The organism is Methanolobus sediminis (assembly GCF_031312595.1).
Lineage (GTDB): Archaea > Halobacteriota > Methanosarcinia > Methanosarcinales > Methanosarcinaceae > Methanolobus > Methanolobus sediminis.
The window spans coordinates 2279062-2298887 of the sequence record NZ_CP133592.1; the positions used below are offsets into that span (position 1 = coordinate 2279062).

19 protein-coding genes are annotated in these 19826 nt (G+C 36.7%); 11 read left to right on the forward strand and 8 right to left on the reverse strand.

The window, feature by feature from the left end:
• Nucleotides 1-14: 14 nt before the first annotated feature.
• Nucleotides 15-1877 carry a DNA topoisomerase VI subunit B gene (locus RE474_RS11345; RefSeq protein WP_309310476.1) on the forward strand — a complete coding sequence of 621 codons (1863 nt, stop codon included), beginning with the start codon at nt 15-17 and terminating at the stop codon, nt 1875-1877.
• Nucleotides 1878-1881: 4 nt separating this feature from the next.
• Nucleotides 1882-2991, forward strand: a complete 1110-nt coding sequence (locus tag RE474_RS11350) for a DNA topoisomerase IV subunit A (RefSeq protein WP_309310477.1) — start codon at nt 1882-1884, stop codon at nt 2989-2991.
• Between the two features lie 56 nt (nt 2992-3047).
• Here RE474_RS11350 and RE474_RS11355 read toward each other — a convergent pair whose 3' ends face one another.
• Complete coding sequence (locus tag RE474_RS11355) at nt 3048-3743, reverse strand: tetratricopeptide repeat protein (protein ID WP_309310478.1); 696 nt, start codon at nt 3741-3743, stop codon at nt 3048-3050.
• Nucleotides 3744-3854: 111 nt separating this feature from the next.
• Between RE474_RS11355 and RE474_RS11360 the strand changes: the two genes are divergently transcribed.
• A complete protein-coding gene (locus tag RE474_RS11360; RefSeq protein WP_309310479.1) occupies nt 3855-4946 on the forward strand; it encodes a mechanosensitive ion channel family protein in 1092 nt (363 codons plus the stop codon).
• A 76-nt stretch (nt 4947-5022) separates the two neighbouring features.
• On the opposite strand, the gene cutA is transcribed toward RE474_RS11360, so the two are convergent.
• On the reverse strand, nt 5023-5334 hold the full coding sequence (gene cutA / locus RE474_RS11365) for a divalent-cation tolerance protein CutA (protein ID WP_309310480.1): 312 nt from the start codon (nt 5332-5334) through the stop codon (nt 5023-5025).
• Nucleotides 5335-5398: 64 nt separating this feature from the next.
• On the opposite strand from cutA, the gene RE474_RS11370 reads away from it, so the two are divergent.
• The 3 genes from RE474_RS11370 to RE474_RS11380 all read left to right on the forward strand — a co-directional run bounded on the left by RE474_RS11370 (nt 5399) and on the right by RE474_RS11380 (nt 7136).
• The gene (locus tag RE474_RS11370; protein ID WP_309310481.1) at nt 5399-5926 is read left to right on the forward strand and encodes a DUF6141 family protein; all 528 of its coding nucleotides are present in this window, start codon (nt 5399-5401) and stop codon (nt 5924-5926) included.
• Between the two features lie 366 nt (nt 5927-6292).
• Nucleotides 6293-6601 (forward strand): hypothetical protein, encoded by a 309-nt coding sequence (locus tag RE474_RS11375; protein WP_309310482.1) that lies wholly within the window; start codon nt 6293-6295, stop codon nt 6599-6601.
• A gap of 127 nt (nt 6602-6728) precedes the next feature.
• Nucleotides 6729-7136, forward strand: coding sequence for a hypothetical protein (locus RE474_RS11380; RefSeq protein ID WP_309310483.1), 408 nt, complete (start codon nt 6729-6731; stop codon nt 7134-7136).
• On the opposite strand, the gene RE474_RS11385 is transcribed toward RE474_RS11380, so the two are convergent.
• The gene (locus tag RE474_RS11385; RefSeq protein WP_309310484.1) at nt 7129-8319 is read right to left on the reverse strand and encodes a nucleotidyl transferase family protein; all 1191 of its coding nucleotides are present in this window, start codon (nt 8317-8319) and stop codon (nt 7129-7131) included. The two genes, RE474_RS11380 and RE474_RS11385, sit on opposite strands and share 8 nt — an antisense overlap.
• A gap of 317 nt (nt 8320-8636) precedes the next feature.
• On the opposite strand from RE474_RS11385, the gene RE474_RS11390 reads away from it, so the two are divergent.
• Nucleotides 8637-9008, forward strand: a complete 372-nt coding sequence (locus RE474_RS11390) for a response regulator (RefSeq protein ID WP_309310485.1) — start codon at nt 8637-8639, stop codon at nt 9006-9008.
• Between the two features lie 33 nt (nt 9009-9041).
• Nucleotides 9042-11942, forward strand: a complete 2901-nt coding sequence (locus RE474_RS11395; RefSeq protein WP_309310486.1) for a PAS domain S-box protein — start codon at nt 9042-9044, stop codon at nt 11940-11942.
• 99 nt (nt 11943-12041) lie between these two features.
• On the opposite strand, the gene RE474_RS11400 is transcribed toward RE474_RS11395, so the two are convergent.
• The 4 genes from RE474_RS11400 to RE474_RS11415 all read right to left on the reverse strand — a co-directional run bounded on the left by RE474_RS11400 (nt 12042) and on the right by RE474_RS11415 (nt 15095).
• Nucleotides 12042-12518: a hypothetical protein gene (locus tag RE474_RS11400; protein WP_309310487.1), complete on the reverse strand. Its 477-nt coding sequence runs from the start codon at nt 12516-12518 to the stop codon at nt 12042-12044.
• Nucleotides 12519-12814: 296 nt separating this feature from the next.
• The gene (locus RE474_RS11405) at nt 12815-13723 is read right to left on the reverse strand and encodes a hypothetical protein (protein WP_309310488.1); all 909 of its coding nucleotides are present in this window, start codon (nt 13721-13723) and stop codon (nt 12815-12817) included.
• 801 nt (nt 13724-14524) lie between these two features.
• The gene (locus RE474_RS11410; RefSeq protein WP_309310489.1) at nt 14525-14884 is read right to left on the reverse strand and encodes a hypothetical protein; all 360 of its coding nucleotides are present in this window, start codon (nt 14882-14884) and stop codon (nt 14525-14527) included.
• A gap of 1 nt (nt 14885) precedes the next feature.
• Nucleotides 14886-15095 carry a hypothetical protein gene (locus RE474_RS11415; RefSeq protein ID WP_309310490.1) on the reverse strand — a complete coding sequence of 70 codons (210 nt, stop codon included), beginning with the start codon at nt 15093-15095 and terminating at the stop codon, nt 14886-14888.
• Nucleotides 15096-15430: 335 nt separating this feature from the next.
• On the opposite strand from RE474_RS11415, the gene RE474_RS11420 reads away from it, so the two are divergent.
• The 3 genes from RE474_RS11420 to RE474_RS11430 all read left to right on the forward strand — a co-directional run bounded on the left by RE474_RS11420 (nt 15431) and on the right by RE474_RS11430 (nt 18113).
• Entirely contained in the window at nt 15431-16363 is a 933-nt protein-coding gene (locus tag RE474_RS11420; protein ID WP_309310491.1) for a ParB/RepB/Spo0J family partition protein, read from the forward strand.
• A gap of 1 nt (nt 16364) precedes the next feature.
• Nucleotides 16365-17156, forward strand: coding sequence for a phosphoribosyltransferase-like protein (locus RE474_RS11425; protein ID WP_309310492.1), 792 nt, complete (start codon nt 16365-16367; stop codon nt 17154-17156).
• A gap of 294 nt (nt 17157-17450) precedes the next feature.
• Nucleotides 17451-18113, forward strand: coding sequence for a BglII/BstYI family type II restriction endonuclease (locus RE474_RS11430; RefSeq protein ID WP_309310493.1), 663 nt, complete (start codon nt 17451-17453; stop codon nt 18111-18113).
• A gap of 61 nt (nt 18114-18174) precedes the next feature.
• Here RE474_RS11430 and RE474_RS11435 read toward each other — a convergent pair whose 3' ends face one another.
• Nucleotides 18175-19449 carry a DNA adenine methylase gene (locus RE474_RS11435; protein ID WP_309310494.1) on the reverse strand — a complete coding sequence of 425 codons (1275 nt, stop codon included), beginning with the start codon at nt 19447-19449 and terminating at the stop codon, nt 18175-18177.
• Nucleotides 19450-19826 lie beyond the last annotated feature (377 nt).

Sequence of the window (19826 nt, forward strand, 5' to 3'; positions counted from 1 at the left end):
AGGAAGATACTTTTATGGATAATCCAATTGCAGAAGAACTTGCCAAAAACCAGAAATCAATAAGCGTTGCAGAGTTCTTTGAAAAGAACCGGCAAATACTGGGATTTGACTCAGCCCCACGCAGTCTTATAACAACGGTCAAGGAAGCAGTGGATAACTCTCTTGATGCATGTGAGGAATCAGAGATTCTCCCTGATATTTTTCTTCACATAGAACGCTCGGGCAAAGACAACGTAGTAATCATCGTAGAAGACAACGGGCCTGGTATCATTAAGGAACAAATTCCGAAGGTCTTTGCAAAACTCCTCTATGGTTCAAGGTTCCATGCTCTCAAGCAGAGCCGTGGTCAGCAAGGTATAGGTATATCAGCATCTGTACTTTATTCACAACTGACATCCGGTCATCACACAAAGATCATATCCAAGATAGGTCATGGGAAACCTGCTCACTATTACGAACTGATGATAAATACCAGCACCAACGAGCCTGAGATTATTAAGGATGATGTGGTGGACTGGGACAGGCCGCATGGTACTCGCATTGAAATGGAAATGGAAGCTTCTTATGTAAAAGGAAGGCGCCAGTCTATCTATGAGTATCTGAAAGCCACAGCTATCGTGAATCCTCATGCAAGAATCACCCTTATCGAACCTGATGGGAACCAGGAGACATTTGAAAGAGCAACAGACAAACTTCCTGTCCCTGCAAAAGAGATTTTACCGCATCCTCATGGAATTGAGCTTGGTACTCTCATGAAAATGCTGAGGTACACTGAAAGACAGAAACTTTCACCATTCCTGCGTTACTCTTTCTCAAAGATCGGTCACCTTGCCGCTGAAGAAATATGCAAGGCCTCAGGTCTTGATCCTGATCTGGATCCTCATGAAATGACAAGGGAACAGTCCCGTAAGCTTCTGGATGCGTTCTCAAAGGTAAAGATAATGGCTCCTCCTACGGATTGTCTTTCACCTATCGGTGAAGATCTTATCTATAAGGGACTTGAGAAGGAGTTCAGTGTTGATTTCATCGCCACAACAACTAGAGCTGCATCTGTATTTTCAGGTAATCCTTTCATTGTTGAAGTTGGAATTGCCTTTGGTGGTGAACTCCAGAAAGATGATCGTGTAGACATCATGCGTTTTGCCAACAGGGTCCCTCTTCTGTATCAGCAGGGAGGATGTGTTATCACTCATGCAATAGAGTCTGTTAAGTGGAAACAGTATGGATTGAATCAGCCAGGTGGCGGACTTCCAACAGGTCCTGTGGTTATCCTGGTTCATGTAGCATCAACTAATGTTCCGTTCACATCAGAATCAAAGGACGCGGTTGCAGAAATACCTGAAATTAAAGATGAGATAGAACTTGCCATCAAAGAAGTTTCCAGGAAGTTAAACAGGTATCTCAATAAGCGTGATAATCTCAAAAAGAGACGTGAGAAGGAGATCATCATCACAAAAGTGCTGCCAAAGATGGCCAGTAAACTTGCCGAAACTCTTGAAAGGGATGTTCCTGACATAAATCCTGTAGTTGCAAAGGTTATGGGTAATCTTCTGGTAGACCGAATTGTAGAATCTGATGGCAATGGGGGTGCAAAGATCTCCATCAGGGCTAAGAATTACACCAGCAAAAAACAGGATTTCAATGTACATGACATGGTACCATTTGAAATTGAAAATGCAGTACCGGAACCCAAGGTGATAAGCATGGGTAGTGATTTTGATTACATATGGAAATTAAGTATTCCTCCGAGCTCCTCCAAGGTTCTCAATTACTCTGTAGCAACACTCAGTGAAGCGGAAATTGCAAAATTACCCACTTTGATAGTGGAGGGTCTTGATGAAGAACTTGTTACCGGTGCAAAAGCTATCAGGGGGTAAATAAATGGCAGATAATATTTCTCCGCAGAAAAAAGAACATGATGAGATTGCAAGCGGGCGTTTGCTCGGTCTTGCAGGTGAACTGTATGACCAGTTCATTGATGAGGTAGTTCCCAATGTATCTCTTCCCAGTCGTACAAAAGCCAACATAGAGTACAGTGAGGACAGTGATGTATGGGTATATGGTGACCGGGAAACCGAAAGAAGTGCAAAGACTGTAAAAGGTGCTTTCCAGTTATTGAAAACATCTCATGTAATAGATTTCCTTGTAAAGAATCATCTCGGGCAGAACAGGGGGTCTACTTTAAGAGAGCTGTATTATATCTCAGAGAACTGGGATATAGCAAAGTTCCGTGAACAGCCTGAAAGTGACAGGCTAATTGAAGATCTTGAGATCATTTCCGGTCTTCAGAGGGAATATTTCCACATGCGCCCTGAAGAGGACGGCGCAACGATGTTCGGTCCCATACGCCTGCGTGAAGAAACTAAACGTGGTGACCGTGTAATCCATTGCCAGGAGGATATAGGAGAAAGTGGTTACCAGATCCCGTTCAACGTTGAGAATATCGAATTCCTTGACACAGATGCAAAATTCATCATTGCAGTTGAGACTGGTGGTATGTATGCAAGGCTTATCGAGAATGGTTTTGACGAAAGAAATGATGCTATTCTTGTGCACCTGAAAGGTCAGCCTGCACGTTCCACACGCCGTATCATCAAGAGAATGAATGAAGAAATGAATATTCCTGTAGTGGTCTTTACTGACGGTGACCCATGGTCATATCGTATCTTTGCATCAGTGGCATATGGTGCAATTAAAAGTGCCCACCTTTCAGAGCATATGGCAACACCGGGTGCCCAGTTCATTGGTGTTCAGCCTTCTGATATTGTGGAGTATGAATTATCTACTGATAAACTCACGGACAAAGACGTTGCAGCCCTGCGAAGTGAACTTACAGATCCAAGGTTTGCCAGCGATTACTGGAAAGAGCAAATAACCCTCCAGCTTGAAATTAACAAAAAAGCCGAACAGCAGGCCTTTGCAGGAAAAGGTCTTGATTTCGTGACGGACAGGTATCTTCCGGAGCGTCTGACTGATTTGGGTATCCTCTGATAACCTTTTCACTTTCTTTTTTATTTATTTTTTTGCTTATTTTTTATCATTCGGTCTTATTCTGGCCTGAAGTTCCTGCATATGGCATTCTGAGAAATCAACATTGCTTTTGTATCTTTATGCTGGCACAGCTCTTTTTTATGGAATTGGCATGTTCCGCAGCAGTATACTCTCCGGTTGAGCTTGTCCTGAATTATCTTCTCTTTAACAAGGTCTTCACCAAAGCCTTTGTAGTATTTGATATCTTTTTGACTGCATTTCATCTCATAAGCAAGCAGTGTGCTTACTGCTGGCGGTTCCCATTGGGTGTAGACCTGATTGACAGCAAGTTTTTCTATAGGTATCCGGGTTTCTACACGAGGCTTTATTTCTTCTTTCCCTTCAACAATGCGTGTAAGGTTTTCTACATGCAGTTTGATCTTCTCACTATCCGGTTGCTGTTTCAGTGCCCTGTTCATAAAAGTAAGTGCAGCCTCAAAGCGTTCCATTTTCTTTAATGCCAGGGCTTTGTTATAAAGGGCAGGAAGATGTCTGGACATGTTGTACTGTTTGAGTATTTTATCATAACACTCTATAGCTTCGTGAAGTTTTCCTTTCTTATACAGTAGCATGCCCTTGTTGTTGAGAGCCACTGGGTTGTTCGGGTCAAGCTCAAGTGCCAGGTCAAAATAATGAAGCTTTTTTTCAGGGTCCTGCTCATTAAGCCCTTTATTTACCCACACAACTGCAACATCCGAATTCCGTTCTTTCATTGCCCGCAATATCTGCAGTTCCCTATATTATTCTTCTTACCAGTTTTTCCACTCTCTAAACCTGTTATTTGTTTAAAAAAGTTTATATACGTTTTATTCAAACCAAGCAGCATGTTTCTGAACAATACAATTCCTGTTTATATCAATCAGTTTGTGCAGTCCCAATCAGGAGCTTTCGCTTCGGATATTGTGGCTGCAACAATCGTGATCGTTGCGTCGGTTGTACTGGCTTTTATTGCAGATATTTTATTTGAAAAAGTCTTCATGCATTATGCTGCAAAGACACGTTATGACTGTGACGACCTAATTGTTGATGCACTTAAAAAGCCCATATTCTATACGGTTGCATTTGTGGGAGCTTTCATAGCTGCAGAAATAGTGTTCCCTGGAAATGCTGCTATAGAAATTATCATGGGGCTTCTTCTAACATGTCTGAGTATTCTGTGGATATTTGCCCTCCTTAAGATCAATAAGATCCTTTTCAAGCATGTACTTTCTCATCTTGTCAGGAAAACCGATACAAAAATGGATGATGAGTTACTACCTCTTTTCAAGAACATAGTTGACGTGCTCCTTGTATTCTTTGGTATTCTCGCGATATTGAAAGGTGTATGGGATGCGGATATTCTCCCTCTTTTTGCTTCAGCAGGTATCGTAGGTCTGGCAGTTGCTTTTGCTGCACAGGATACTATATCCCAGTTATTTGGTGGTATTTCAATTTACTTCGATCAGCCTTTCAAGCCAGGGGATAGGATAGAGATCGATGATGGTGAAATAGGTATTGTTCAGGAAGTAGGTATTCGCAGTACCCGGATCAAGAATCTTTATAACAACATGATAGTAATCCCTAACAGCATAATTGCCAACAGTAAAGTCACCAATTACACTTCTCCTGAAGAATCAATGATGGTCAAGGTAACAATTGGTGTTGCTTATGGTTCAGACGTGGAGAAAGTTAGGGGAATTCTTACTGATATTGCAAAAAGTGTCAATTTTGTACTGGATGATCCGGTACCTTATGTCAGGTTTGATAATCATGGCGATTTCAGTCTGGACTTTGCTATTATAATGTGGGTAACCAATCCTGGTGAGAAGTTTACTGTAATAAACGAAGTCAACACAAAGATCAATGCTGAGTTTGAGAAAGAAGGTATCGAAATTCCGTTCCCTGTCAGGACTATTATCCAGCAGAAGCCGGAATAAGGGAATTTGGTTTTTTGAATTGATGCAGGCTTTCTGCATTGATTCATTTTATTCTGTTTTTTGTTTCATTTTCTCTTTAATCTGATTTCACGTTCTCAGATATCCATTTCAGATATTCTTTTTCCCCGGTTATTTTCCAGGAAACGATTGCTGGCAGTTCGTAGCTATGCACTTTTCTGATATGATCGGTTATTTCCTGCACTCTTGATGTTGTGGTCTTTGCGGAGAGTGCAAATTCCTTATCTTCCTCTATATTTCCATCCCATGAATACACAGAATCAATGGCATGTATATTGACACAGGCGGCAAGTTTATTCTCCACAAGTTCTCTGCCAATTTTACTGGCTTCTTCTTTACTTGAAGTTGTGGTGTACACGATAGAATACATATTATTTACCTCACAGTCATAATATTAACAATGATTATATATTTTCAGTTTCTTATTTTTGTTGATGACTTACGATGATTCAGCAGACTCTATCATTTTCCGTGAAGTCCAGAAATTCAGGCAAATATGGTTACTGGTACTGTTGCTTGTGACTACCGGACTGACATGGTATGGCGCTATAGAACAGCTTATATATGGCCATCCTTTTGGCAGTAATCCTGTGTCAGATGAAGGGATGATAGCAATTCTGATTGGTATGGGACTTATTTTCCCGATATTCATGCTGTCTATTCGTCTGGTGGTTGTTGTGCGCAACAGCGGTCTTTACGTGAAGTTCTTTCCTATTCACCTTTCCTTCAGGCATTATCCTATTAATGACATAATATCTGCTGAGGCTGTGCGCTATAGGCCCTTGAGGGATTATGGTGGTTGGGGTATAAGATATGGTCGCAACGGCAAAGCCTATAGTATAAGCGGTAACAAGGGTATACTGCTTGAATTTAAAAATGGAAAAAAACTTCTGGTGGGATCACGGGAAGCCGATGTTTTGAAAATGTCCATAGAACAAAGCCGCAATCGCAGCAACTATTGATTTCATTTTTTTCATACGTGTATTATTTTGTAATACGGATGGTGTGACTGCCATGTGTGGAGCATAAGATGTATGATTACATATTCATACTCTTGGTCATTTCGGCTTACATGTTCATACGTGCGTATGGCTTACAATTTATGACTAATTCTGTGTATTCTTTTTATATTTGTTCATATTGTTCATTTCATACATATGGTGTTTGATATTTCAAATTTGAAATATACAACAGAACATATAGTTGCAATCAGTAATTTTTTTATTGTAACATTTAAATTGTAACTTTCAGATTATTCTTGCCGAATACACGTTTTTTGCACTAGCTGCAACAAATTCCTTTTATTGCATATGGTTAATTCATCCTTTATGGATAATACACTCATAGAACTGACCGAACAGGATATGGAACAGTTCATTCCGCCTGCCTCAATGGAGGATACTATTGCCGTTTTCATTGCCTATGATATCAGTTTTATCCGGAATTTCAGTTCGGACTTGTATTATGTGGAAATGGTTGATGGTGAACCTCTTGTACCTTCAAATCCAATGGGTTCTTATCCGCCTGGTATAGAAAAGCTCTTTGATCTGATGGCGAGGGAACGGATAAGCATGCTCAGTTACAGTGACGGAAAACTCTGTTGTTCATATTTTCAGGTGAATAGTGAAGTCTTGTAATATTCAAAAACTCTTTTTCAGAGTTTGATTCGGTTGTGCACGCGTTGCCAATAATCTTGTAACTTTTATACATTTTTTACTCCATAGTGTTTTATATCATAGAAGTCAAATCACTTATAGTGTGGGTATGAATATACTATATGATGTAAGGGATTGGTTCTACGAGTGTGACCGCTTCCTGTTCCTTGCGGAAGTTCATTATCTGAGAGAAAATGTAATTCCGTCTGAACACAGGTTTAGCGAAGAGCTTACAAGCTCCAAGCTGGATGACCTACTCTGTAATCTAAAGAACCTGAGTGAAGAAAGTGACTATTGTGTGACCAGTGATAAATGTGTATCAAAAGATGAACTTTTAATGTTGAAGGAAACACTTGACAATATATCATCTGGTAAGTGGGATGATATGGATGCTGAATGTGTGGCAAAAGCAAAGAGAATCGTTCATAAACTTGCAAATGCAGTGAATGCAGATATCATAAAGACAAATGATATGAGGGGCTGTCCTTCCATATACGATGCCTGCAGGATTATCTGAAACTACATTTTCTTTTATTTCTTATCTTTGAAGAAGAGGTGCCATCATCAGCGTAACAATCACATGAGACTATCTCACAGATATTCGGGATATCTATCTCACTGCATATTTCCGCATCCTTTCTCCTGAAAACCAAAAATCTGGTATTGTATTTCCTGAAGTGATCGATGAGACTCTGCATGTCTTCTCCCTCTCTATAATAATTGATATTAAAGAGTCTGTTAAGGGTATCTGTTCCGATCAAAAAAACTGAACCCGGAAACAGGACAGCTTTGTCTACAAAAAGCGGAGAGTTACTGAGATATATATTTCCTGCCGTACCTTCTCTCATATCCTGCATACAAACCCTTACAGAATCCACTCTTTCTTTCAGGGATATGTAGTCAATAGGAGGCTTGTCAACATTGGCAAGGGATATTTCAAAGTCTACGGGCATACCATATTTTTCAGAAGCTATCATTGCCATTTCAATATGATTCTTATGGCACGGGTTAAAAGAACCTGACATAATGATGCCTGGTTTGTTGGAACTTATTTTAAGATTCACTTTTCGTGGAACATTCTTTCCGAAATTAATGCTTTCCAGTGTCCTTAAAAGCAGCTCTGAAGTTTCATTATCGGCTTCAACTTCCTTTTCAATAATAAGTGTTTTCTCTCCGGTATCATTTTCCCGGATACTATGTTTTGCACATTTTTCTGGTTCACACAGGGATGCTATTCTGTCTAATATGAAATTTGAGGCAATGCTTTCCTGTTCTTCCCTGCTTCCTTTCTCTTTGAACGTAACACCTGATACAGTAGTTTTGTAGTATGACTGACTTGCAAAATAAATCTCATGTTGCCTGCCTTCACGCTCATATCCTTGTTTTGCAAGTTTACATGTAACGCCAATTCCAATCAGATCCAATGGTTCTGGCGTTTCAGTTCTGGAATCCAGTAACAATGCGCGGCGATAAGCTGACATTGCCATATCCTTTGCAGTTTCAGCAGAAGCATACATATCCGGTTCTTTTCCTATCAAGTCCTGTAATGATTCCTTACTATAGGGGACAATAGCTTCAAGAAGAGTATCCGATCCACTGCCATGACGTAGAAGTTCCCCGATAGCTTCCGTTCCCCCACCGGTTATTGCCAGCACTATCCTGAAAGGTGAACGGTGTATATCCATAATTTTATCTTTCATTCAGTATGCCTCTTTTAGTACTTAACCCGGATAAGAATTATGTGTTATATATGAATTCGGTCATTGCTGATTAATTTCTCTTCATTAAGTTCTATTGTATTTTATAAGCATCTGTTCTACATTTTGAAAATGTCAGCAGTGAATATTGGTGTGCGATACGCTTTTATAGAGTAACCAACTAAATAACATCATTATTATTATAGATTTATTATATATTACCTGTGTCAGTATCATAACTACATTTCAATATTCTTCCTGAATATTGATGGTGTTTTAAGGTCAAAAGGAAAACGGGATCTAAATATCTTGAGGAAAAAATGTGCGACATACTTGTAATTGAGGATAATCCTGTGAATATGGAACTCACTGTGGATCTGCTGGAGTCCTACGGATATAAGGTTACTCCTGCAGAGGACGGGTTCATAGCTCTGGATAAGGTGAAAGAAAAAAAGTTTAACCTGATTCTTCTGGATATCCAGTTACCTAAAATGGACGGACTAGAGGTTCTTTCACGATTAAAGGAAGACGAAGCTACAAAAGACATTCCGGTAATTGCATTGACAGCTCATTCCATGCGCGGTGACGATGAGCGTTTCATTGCTGCCGGATGCATTGATTACATTTCCAAACCAATAGATATCCACAGTTTTAAGGAAAAGATCCGATATCACCTTGAAACTTCAAACTGATCCTCGTTTTGCGTAAGAGTTTGAGGTTGAGCCATGAAATTACGCTCAAAGACATTGTTAGTTTTCAGTTTGACGCTTTTCTTCCTGATTTTAACCTTGTATCTAAGTTCAGGGTCTATCATTTTCCATAATTTTAAAGACCTTGAACGTCAGGATGTTACTGATGATATAGATGAGGCTATCGATTACTTTGATTATTCGATTTCCGGTCTTGAAGTAACAGCCCGGAATATGGGTTCCAGTCCTGATATTAATGAACTGTTATCAAACAATGAATTTAACTACAGTCTTTGGAGTTTAGTGTATGATAAACAGAAAGAAAATAATCTTAATTTTGTCATAGTTCTTGATAGTTCTAATGATATTGTTTATAAAAAGGGTTATGATTATAGATCCAACACAGAAATTCCAGTTCCTGCTGAATTTCTTTCCATTCTCGATGATGAAAACCCTTTATTGTTATCTTCATCCAGTGACAATACTTTTTCAGGTGTAATAATATTACCAGCCGGACCTCTCATAGTTGCATCCCATATGATTCAGGATCCTCGGGATAATTTTAGTTCAAATGGAACCTTGATCATAGGTTCTTACTTTACCGGGAGTATAGCTAATTTATTTTCAGACGTACATGGCACTCCATTAAATTATCGTCTTCTTCAAGTTTACAGTGTGGATGATGACCTGTTAAATAAAGTACAATTAGCAACTAACGATCCAGAACATATCCATATTGAGCCTATTAGCGAAAATACTGTTCTTGGATACACTGTAATCAATGATATCTATGGAAAACCTGCCTTACTTCTTGAGGTATCGAGTCCCCGTACAATATATCAGAAAGCAAAGGAAACATTTACATATATTTTATATGTAATTGTTTTTGCCGGTATTCTTTATGGAACTGCAGGAACTGTATTCCTTGAAAACGGCATACTTTCCAGGTTATCCATCCTGAAGAAAAATGTGGATGCAGCAGAGACTGATCTTTCCTCATATGAAAGCACAGATGTTCCGGGAAATGACGAAATATCATCGCTGGCTTCAAGTATAGATCATCTGGCTGATACTCTTAGTGCAAGAGAAAGTCTTCTCTCTTCTATAATAGATTCTGTATCAGATGGAGTTATTGTTATAGATGAGAATTATAAAATGACTCATTTCAAATCCAGGTTAATTGATTTATGGGATATTCCTGAACATATTCTTGTTGAAAAAGATGGCCTAAAGTTATTTGAACACATGAAAGATAAAATTGTCAATTATGATTTTCTCATTTCCATACTACACAAATATCATATGACAAGAGTAAGCAATGTTATCGTCGCACAATATACAGATGGCACTTACTTTGAGATTTCTACATTTCCTTTGTTAGCTAAAGACAAAGTTATCGGTCAAATTCTTAGTTTCAGGGATATTACTGAAAATAAAAAGGCTGAAAATCTTCTCCGTGAGAAAGAACGCAGATACAGATCAATCTTTGAACACTCTAATGATCCAATTTTCATCGTAAAAGATGGAATAATACAGGATCTTAATGACAAAGCATGTGTGTTTACATGTGTACCTGACCATGATATAATTGCTATAGGATTAAATGATCTGGTAAGTGACAATCAACGGGAACTATTGTATTCTCTTATAAGTGATTCAATAATTAATGGTTTTAGTAAAGCTGAGGTCCAGATCAAAAAAGCAAATGGAAAACTGATCGATGCTGAAGTAACTGCTACGCTTGTGGATGAAACAGATTCAACTGTTCAGCTTATAATCCGTGATGTCACTGAAAGAAAACAAATTGAAAGACTGGAACATGAAAACCAGGAAAGATTGAGTCTTATTATAGACAATATCAATTGTGGCGTTGTTGTTATTGATGCCAATACTCATGAAATAGTAGATGTCAATACGACTGCTCTGGAAATTGTAAATTACAAAAAAGAAGATTTAATCGGCCGTATATGTCATCATATCATTTGTCCTGCAGAGGTTGGAAGTTGTCCTATTACCGATCTGGGTCATTTCATTGATAAATCTGAACGTGTAGTTGTACGTTCTGATGGCACGAAGGTCCAAATTCTGAAATCTGTGGAAACGGTCAATCTATATGGCCGTGAACTTTTCATTGAAAGCTTTGTTGATATTACTGAGATCAAGAATACCGAAAAAGCACTCCTTGATGCAAAGATTCATGCTGAAGCTGCAAACAGGACTAAGAGTGAGTTCCTTGCCACAATGAGCCATGAGTTGCGTACGCCCCTTAATTCAGTAATAGGTTTCTCTGATCTATTGCTTGACGGAAGCTTCGGTGAACTTAATGACAAGCAGAATAAATTCATGGCAAATATATCCCATAGCGGAAAACACCTGCTGGATCTAATTGATGATATTCTGGATATTTCAAAGATAGAAGCCGGAAAGATGGAACTTTTCTATGAGATATTTGATTTCTCAGATCTGATATCTGATATCCATCTCATGATGAAACCACTTTCATCGAAAAAGGATATTCTGCTTGAATTCAACATGGAACCAAGAAGTATTTTCATAAATGCAGACAGGGGTAAACTGAAACAGACATTGTACAATCTTATAGGTAATGCAATAAAATTCACTCCTGAAAACGGTGAGATCCATGTTGATATTTCAATGAAAGACCAGATGCTTCTGGTAGGTATTCACGATAATGGTATAGGTATATCCAAAGAGGATCAGGTAAAACTCTTCCAGCCGTTTGTGCAACTTGATTCATCCAGTAACCGTAAGTATGAAGGTACCGGTCTAGGTCTTGCTCTTGTAAAGAATCTTCTTGAACTGCATGGTGGTTCAATTGAGGTTGAGAGTGAACCGGGCAAAGGCTCTACGTTCTATATCAGTGTTCCTCTGAATCTTAAAGACAAAGATCTTAATGCCCAGAGTAATTGCAGATGAATTGTCAGAAGACATTGTTCAGGCATCTGCAATATCTTTCGTGTATCAGGAACGTGGAACATTTTTCAGCAAAAGCAGAAAAGGAATGAGCTTGAACACTCATCCTTGTAGAATATTGTCAACCTGAAGTTCGAATTTATCAGTCACACCATTTACATCCACTGTATAGCTGCCTTTTTCAAGACCGTATACGTCAAGAGCAACAGTTTCTTCAAATGCTACCAATGCTTCGGTGCACATTGCATCTGCAGGTCTTATGGTTGTGATATGAACTGTAAAGCTCTTTGTTTCTTCATCATATGAGACATTTTTCTCATTTATGGCTGTACAGCCATCCGGCAGATATCCCGTTGCAGTTACCTGTATCTTAACAGGGAACGATTCAAGTGTCAGTATCTGTATGCTTTCTACGTTTGCATCTCCGTAAACATAGTCACTGTTGTTTTCTTCAGTAGGAACTGATTCATTATCAGGGTTTACTGGTGGTTCAGCACATCCCAGTGAAAAAGTGGCAATCGTAACCAGTATAATCGTAAATAGTACTATTATCCCTACAAATGTGTTGTTACTTTTCATAGATTCCTCACTCCCCCATAACTCTAATGAATTTAAACAGATAAAACAGTTGCCTAAACTGCGAACCGGTTTGAAGTTAGTATCAATTAAAATGAGTTTAAAATAAGGCTAAAGTGTCAGGTATTTTTGCAGATGGACAATGTAAAAGTAAAAGCGTTTTCCTTACTGAAAGAAGCTGTTCACGTGTCTGGCGAGTTCTTCTTCTTTGCCTTTCTTAAAAGAAGCAAAGGATAACTGCAGTTCCTTGACCGATAATTTGTCCTTTTGCATAGTTATTCGTAAATAAAATGTATGATCTATTTCTTGATAAAGTCGATTATTTCGATGATAAGTTCAATTGCTTCTTCAATTCTAAGATTCTGAATATCTTCTCTTTTAGGGATATCTCCGAAACTATGGGATTCCGGTTTTTTCTTAGGTTCCATCGGACTGATAAGCTCTATCAAATAATAGAAAGCTTCAGGGTTTATATTGAAGTCGTGGTTTTTCTCAGAGAGTTCTTTTAACAATTCTTCCGTATCCCTGAAGTCCTCCTTCAGATAATCATAGTAAAGTGACCTGTGACCTTCGCCTGCAAGTGGAAAATTACTTCTTATAAGGTCTACCAGAAGGCTATTTATGAGTCTTTTTGATAGCTCAAGGCTTGCCATGTAAAATCCCTGTTTAAAACAGGTATTTATTTCCGTGCGGATAGAATTGTAGTGATCATCAATAAAATCAATATCTATCAATTTGTTCTGCTTAACAATAGATGAAGAATCCAGTCCATTTATCGGGTTTATTTTGACAAACTGTTCCATTTCAAATGTAAAATCACTGTTTCTAACTACTGATGCCTGTAAAATTGACATCTGTTCTTTCACTCTTTTTGAGATTATAGCATCTGTGTAGCTTTTTGACTTGTCCTTAAAATAGATGCCATGAATAAAATCCTGCACAGTGTAGGTATATTCATTCATTCCTGAACGTTTGTTAGTATGATACAGGCTTTCAAATCTGGTCGCTTTATCAGGTGCTACACTTCTAATTAGTGAAAGGCAGTTTGCATACCATTTTCCATATTCCGATGTGAAAATATTACGATTTTTCTGGTATTCGTGCTCGTTATTTGCAGACATCTCATCCAGCAGTTCCAGTAATTGTTCTCCTGTGTTTACAAGACCGGATATATCTTTTCCTGATATGTCAATTGGATTCTGTTCCATTATATATTATATTAGATTTCTTATAATATATAATATGTATGAATTACATACCTTATATCAAGGTCAGGCAATGAAAAAAAGAAAAAATTTGTAATCTTCAGGTAGCATAATTGTGAACTTTCCTTCTTATATGACTCTTATCATAAACTATTTATTTTTGTTAAACTCATTAAAACGAGTTACAATGTTTTGATGGAAAGGGGTTTGCATTAATAAAGATGATGTTACTCAACTTTTAATAAGTTCTTTACTCGGATACATTCTTACTTTAGTATTTGATAGTGCATTTCAATATCTAAAAAGTTCTGTATCAATTAGTTTTAGTGGTGATGTCCCTTCTTTTATTGGGCAAATACCTTCAATATACTACAAAATAATTGTTTTTATTGTAGTAGTTTGGTTCATTTATAACCATAAGAAAAACAAGCGAGATTACCAATATGCTCCTTCTATTATAGGGGGTAGTCCTCGTTATGGTTGGAAAGAATTCCCACCATTTCCATATAATGGTGTTCTTTGGATTACACGTATCCCAAAAACAGGCCGTATACCTACTAAAGATGAACTTGAGCTTATTGATGATATTGATATTAAACTTCCGCCATTATGTCCAAAATGTAAAACTGAATTATGTCAAAACAAAAACTTTTTTGGTTTATACAATTGGAGTTGTCCTTATCCTGGATGTGGTTTTAAAAAGGAGTTGAATCAAAGTAGTTGGTATGTTGATAAAGAAAATGCTAAAAAAATTGCAAGAAGAAATCTACGTGAATTATTAGAACAAGAAAAAATGAAAAAAAATTAGTAGTCTTCAGGCAGCATAATTGTATATTTCTGATATTCGTTCATTGAGATGAAGACTTTCTGTTTCTGCCCACGGGGTAGTTCTATATCTCCTGAATAAAATGTATCAGGTTTGTCCTTGAAGCCATTTGATGCATTTTTAATGATAAGAGTTGATTGAACAAGTAAGTCCATTAGGTTGGAAATATTGACCTCTTTATCATTTAGGTAGCCATGCTCCATCAGGTTCATTGTCACATATCTAAACAAGCCCTTTGCCCATTCAGGATTTACTTGAATGATATCAAAAAGGACTCCATCATCTGCTGCCTGTTCAGATGTGTAGGTGTAAATCGGCTCACCAAAAATATCATCCATGTTACCACGTATTCCTTTGAATGGTAACTGTAAATGTTGTCCTGTCAGGAGCAATAACAACAAGACCCTTATCTGTAGTTAGCATACCTGCATCTTCAAACGTTAGAACTTGGAATGATTGTATTTCTGCATCCTCGTCCTCTTCATCTTCCCAAGTCTTTTCCCATATTGCTTTTTCAAGAAACTTCTGAAACTCTACTTCGGTTGTCATTGATTATCACCGAAAAGAATTATTCGGGACATTCCTCATGTAAACTGTGTGAGAAAAGCTCTACTGTGTGATTGATACGATAAGGTAATGATATTGGCTGATGGGGCTAAATAACGTAGAGGATGTATGCGAGGTTCAAATCAAATCCTTTGTGTAGTTATTGGAAGGGGAAGTAGTAATCAAAAACACAATGTTTACTAACAATATGTAAAACTCGCTTTCATAAAAATACGGTTGAAGTTCTTTTTTGAAACGTTAGTTAACTTTATTTAGAGTGATAACGATTTATTTTTTAAGTAATCTCATATTAATAAAATATTTAAGCAGATGATTTTATGGAAAACAAAACACTGCAAACTGTAAAAGTTACTGACATCGCACCTAATCCTCACAATCCTAGATTAGTATTTGAAGAGGGAGCATTATCTGAATTAAGAAAATCAATTGAAAAAGTGGGTATCTTAGTTCCATTAACAGTATATGAAAATAGAAAAGGTACTCCTCCTGAAAGGTATATTCTACTTGATGGTGAAAGAAGGTGGAGATGTGCTCAAGAACTTTCAATGGAAGAAATCCCAGTGAATATTATTGATGAGCCCGAAGGAGTGACACAAAACATATTGTACATGTTCAATATTCATCATTTTCGTAAGGAATGGGCTTTGTTCCCAACTGCTTTGAAACTTGAAATGATTATCCGAGAGTTAGGAACGGATAATGAACGGACTTTGCACGAGTTTACGGGTGTTAACCGAAGTACAATCCGAAGATGTAGGATACTACTGTGGTTCCCACACAAATATAGAAATTACTTGATGGAAAAAGGAGCTAAAATTTCGACAGACTTTTTCATAGAGTTACATCCAATTGCAAAGAGATTAAGCCACGAATCTAAATTCTATTTTTCGGAAGGTACAGAACGATTAGTCGATAAAATGATCGATAAATTCTTAGATGGTCATATTGTAGATGTTAAAGATTTTAGAGAGATCCGAAAATCAATGGCTTACTATGAAAAATCAAATAATTTTGAAGAATTTATTGATAAAATAGAAATGTTCATTAATAATAGTGATTGTGAATTAGATATATTTATGTCTACTGAAGTTGAAAATGATAAAGTTAGACAAAATATACTAAAATATACTAGCTATTTAATTAATAATCTTAAAGACATAAATCCTGACTTAATTAGTGATTATTACTTTGTTAACCAAATAAAAGCCTTGCATGACCAAGTAGAAAACATTCTTGAAGAAATTGATTAAAATGACTTCTACAGAAGATTTTTCTATATATGAAAGCAAGTTACGAGAGTGTAGTAGTTATAGAGATAATTCAGTTCAAAATTGGGCTGATCAACTAGATCAATTAGACCTCGAAAAAGAAACAATCATAAAAATAATTGAAAATCTAAGAATTATCTCCTCTCGCGATATAAGGACTATTTTGAGGGATTTAGTAGAACAAAACCAAGCAATTTTCCAACACCCCAACACTTTCATAACTAGCTTTGGATGTAGGGGTAAAAGTGGAGATTTGATTCTATATGAATTTCGACATGCAGTTGATGGATATGATGATAAAATAATTGACTCTTGGCAAATCCCTGAAAAACCAACCGACAGTACTATAATATTTTTAGATGATTTAATTGGTACAGGAAAGCAATCTTGCGACTATATTGAAGACCAACTAAATTTAATTTTAACTTCACATCATGAATCATATTTAATTTGTTTGTTTGGCACTCCAAATGGAATCGAAGCTGTTGTTAATAGTACAAATTTCAATGTAATCTGTGGTGAGACTCTCTGTGAAGAAGAACATCAGTTTTACAGTGATAAATGCATAATTTTTGAAGAGACTGAAAAAGAAAAAATAGGAATCATCAACAATTACTTGAAAGGCAAAGTAGATTTCGATAAGGGTTTACTTCTATGTTTTCACTATGCTATCCCAAACAATACCATGCCACTAATATGGAAAGAAAATTATCCATATGAAGATGATTTAGGAAACAAGAAAAAGTGGTACGCTTTATTACCACGAAAATACTAATTCCTTCCATTAGAGTGTGATGTTGGTTTAAACCCCCATATTCTCTTGCTTTATTACCAATGGTAATCTTGTCTTAGAGTATAATGATCTTGTGACAATTATTGGCAAGTATATGCAGCAAGGGAAGTCACAGACCTATTGTACAGATACTTCTTAGTCCATAGTTCTGACAAAGGATTCTCTCATTATCATTATACATTACTTTCATATTGCTTAGATGAAGATTATATAGTCTTGGGACATACAGAATAATTGCCTCTACAGAAGAAAGAAACAAGAGGCTTGAGGAATTTTATGAAACCGAATTCACTTCCAACAGAAACAATTGAAAAGTTTCCAGCACTACAAGAAAAGTATGAAATTCATAATTATGGCTCAGCTATTGAGATATTGACCCAAGCTTATCCGCAAGAATGGGATGAAATATGTCATCTTTTAAATGACTTCGTTATATACGAAAGTGAAATTATTAAAGGTGGAGGAAACGAATCAGATATTCCTAAAAAAATCGCGAACTTTTTAACTCCTCGACAATGGCAAGAAACAAAGCTAAGCGCCGATTTGGTTGTCAGACAAAAAAAAAGAAATTCAAAAGAGGAAGAACAGTTCATTATTAAGGACTATATGGTTGGATATAATATTGATCATTTGAAAAATAAAGTAGCTTTTGATGTAGAATGGAATTCAAAAGATCAAACTTTTGATAGAGATTTATCTGCTTTTAGAGCTTTTCATGAAAACGGAATTATTTCATGTGGAATAATACTGACAAGAAGTGTAGAGTTAAATGATATATTTCATGATTTAGAAATAATGAAGAAATACGGTGCTTCAACAACACAAATGGGAAAACTTCTACCTAGAGTGAAAGCTAGAAGGCAAGGAGGATGCCCTTTACTTATTATAGGAATCAAATCTCCTTGTGTAATAAGGGCTTCGGATGTAGATAATTCATAATAGAGTTATCAAAAAGGAAGGTGCAAATAGGAATTTGTTCAATAACTTCCTTTTTGTCCACTCATTCCTTCCACGCTAGAAGGGTATACTCCTTAACATCCCGATCTCGATCATTTTTTCTTCCCATTGTCATGTGCTTGTGATTTAACTCTCTTATTTCTATGTGATAACCGCTCATGATACTTTCTGCAGTTTTTAATATACACTCAAGAGAGATCATCCCAGTATTACTGTAGCTTAGAACTAAATTGCTGCTGCTTAAAGTTATACCTGTAAACAGGTCTTTGAAAGCATCTAATACCTTAGTTCGAATACAGAAAGGTGACTGATGCCTATCATCCCTATATCTTCCCTTCACAACGCTGCCACCTTTAAACTGCAAATCCGGGTAATCATAGAGTACAAGAGTTTCTAAAGCATGGTAAAAGCGACTATAATGGACAAAACAATAAGGAGGATCAGCATACACAGTACATTTAGGTAGAGTTGCCAGCCTTTCTCTGAAATCCATAGTCGTAATTTCATGATCAAATTCAGGAGGGATTGTCAAAAGCTCTGAAGAAACACTATCATATTTCCTAAGGAAGAAATCAGCTATTTTTTTCTGTCTATAATTTGAGATATCTTTCATTGAAGATTCAGTTTTTGCATCCCTGTATTGTGCATAGTGCCCTGTCCCCTGACTACAATATGCCATTGCATGCATAAGAGAAGAGATAATTAGATGATAATGAGGTTCTGATTTTTGGGTTTCCGCAATTTCTCTGATCGCATCAATCCACAGACACTGATATGAACTCCACCATGTTCCTGAATAATATTTAGTAAAAAGGTGCCAATCAAAATCAAAAGAAACATCAATCAATGATTGATTTGCCTCTTCTACTAAGTTAAACTCTTTAAGCCCACCTTTTATATCGTCATATGACAGACCTTCAGGCAAATGGCTCAAATTCTTTTGAACAATCTTTTCAGCTTTGGTTATAATTTCCTGCCCAGATATGAATGATTCTTCTTTTTTCCATGAAGTCAGATATGCATGTGCTATTGATTCGGAATATGCTTGGATATCATTTGAATATATTTTCACACTGTGCCCTAAGCTGCCAGCTATGCTACATGAGCCTGAAAAAAGATCGCATATTCCTCCTCCATTGTAAATTTCATTAATTCCATCTACAACAAAATCAAGTATTTTAGTTTTAGACCCCATATATTTAATAAAAGACGGGAAATCATTATTTACGAAATGTCCATCTTTTGGGATTGAATTAAAATCGGAACCTCCTTTTTGTTCCTTATTCTTGTCGTCAATTAATGTTTTTGTATTTTGCATGAAATTATTCCTTACAGAAAAGATGATGTTTGTTCATTTTTATTCCACTATTTATATTAATACGTACTTTTCATTTACCGCTTATTGCATGATCATATAGTTAAAATATGCGCTGGCTAAAGGGAAGAATCGATTGTTGTTTTTATCTATTCATCAAATAACTAATAAATATTAAAAACTTCTGATATTATGCTTCGCTTGTTATTGTTTATCACCAAATGAGTGTATTCAGGACATTCCTTATGTATTCTTTGTAATAATATTAGCCACTGCGATAGAAGGAATAAAGGCAATGCTATCACTCATCAACAGAATGATTTGCGCATGAGAAGAATGAGAGGAAGAAAGATAAGATAGACTTAGAAAATTATCAAATC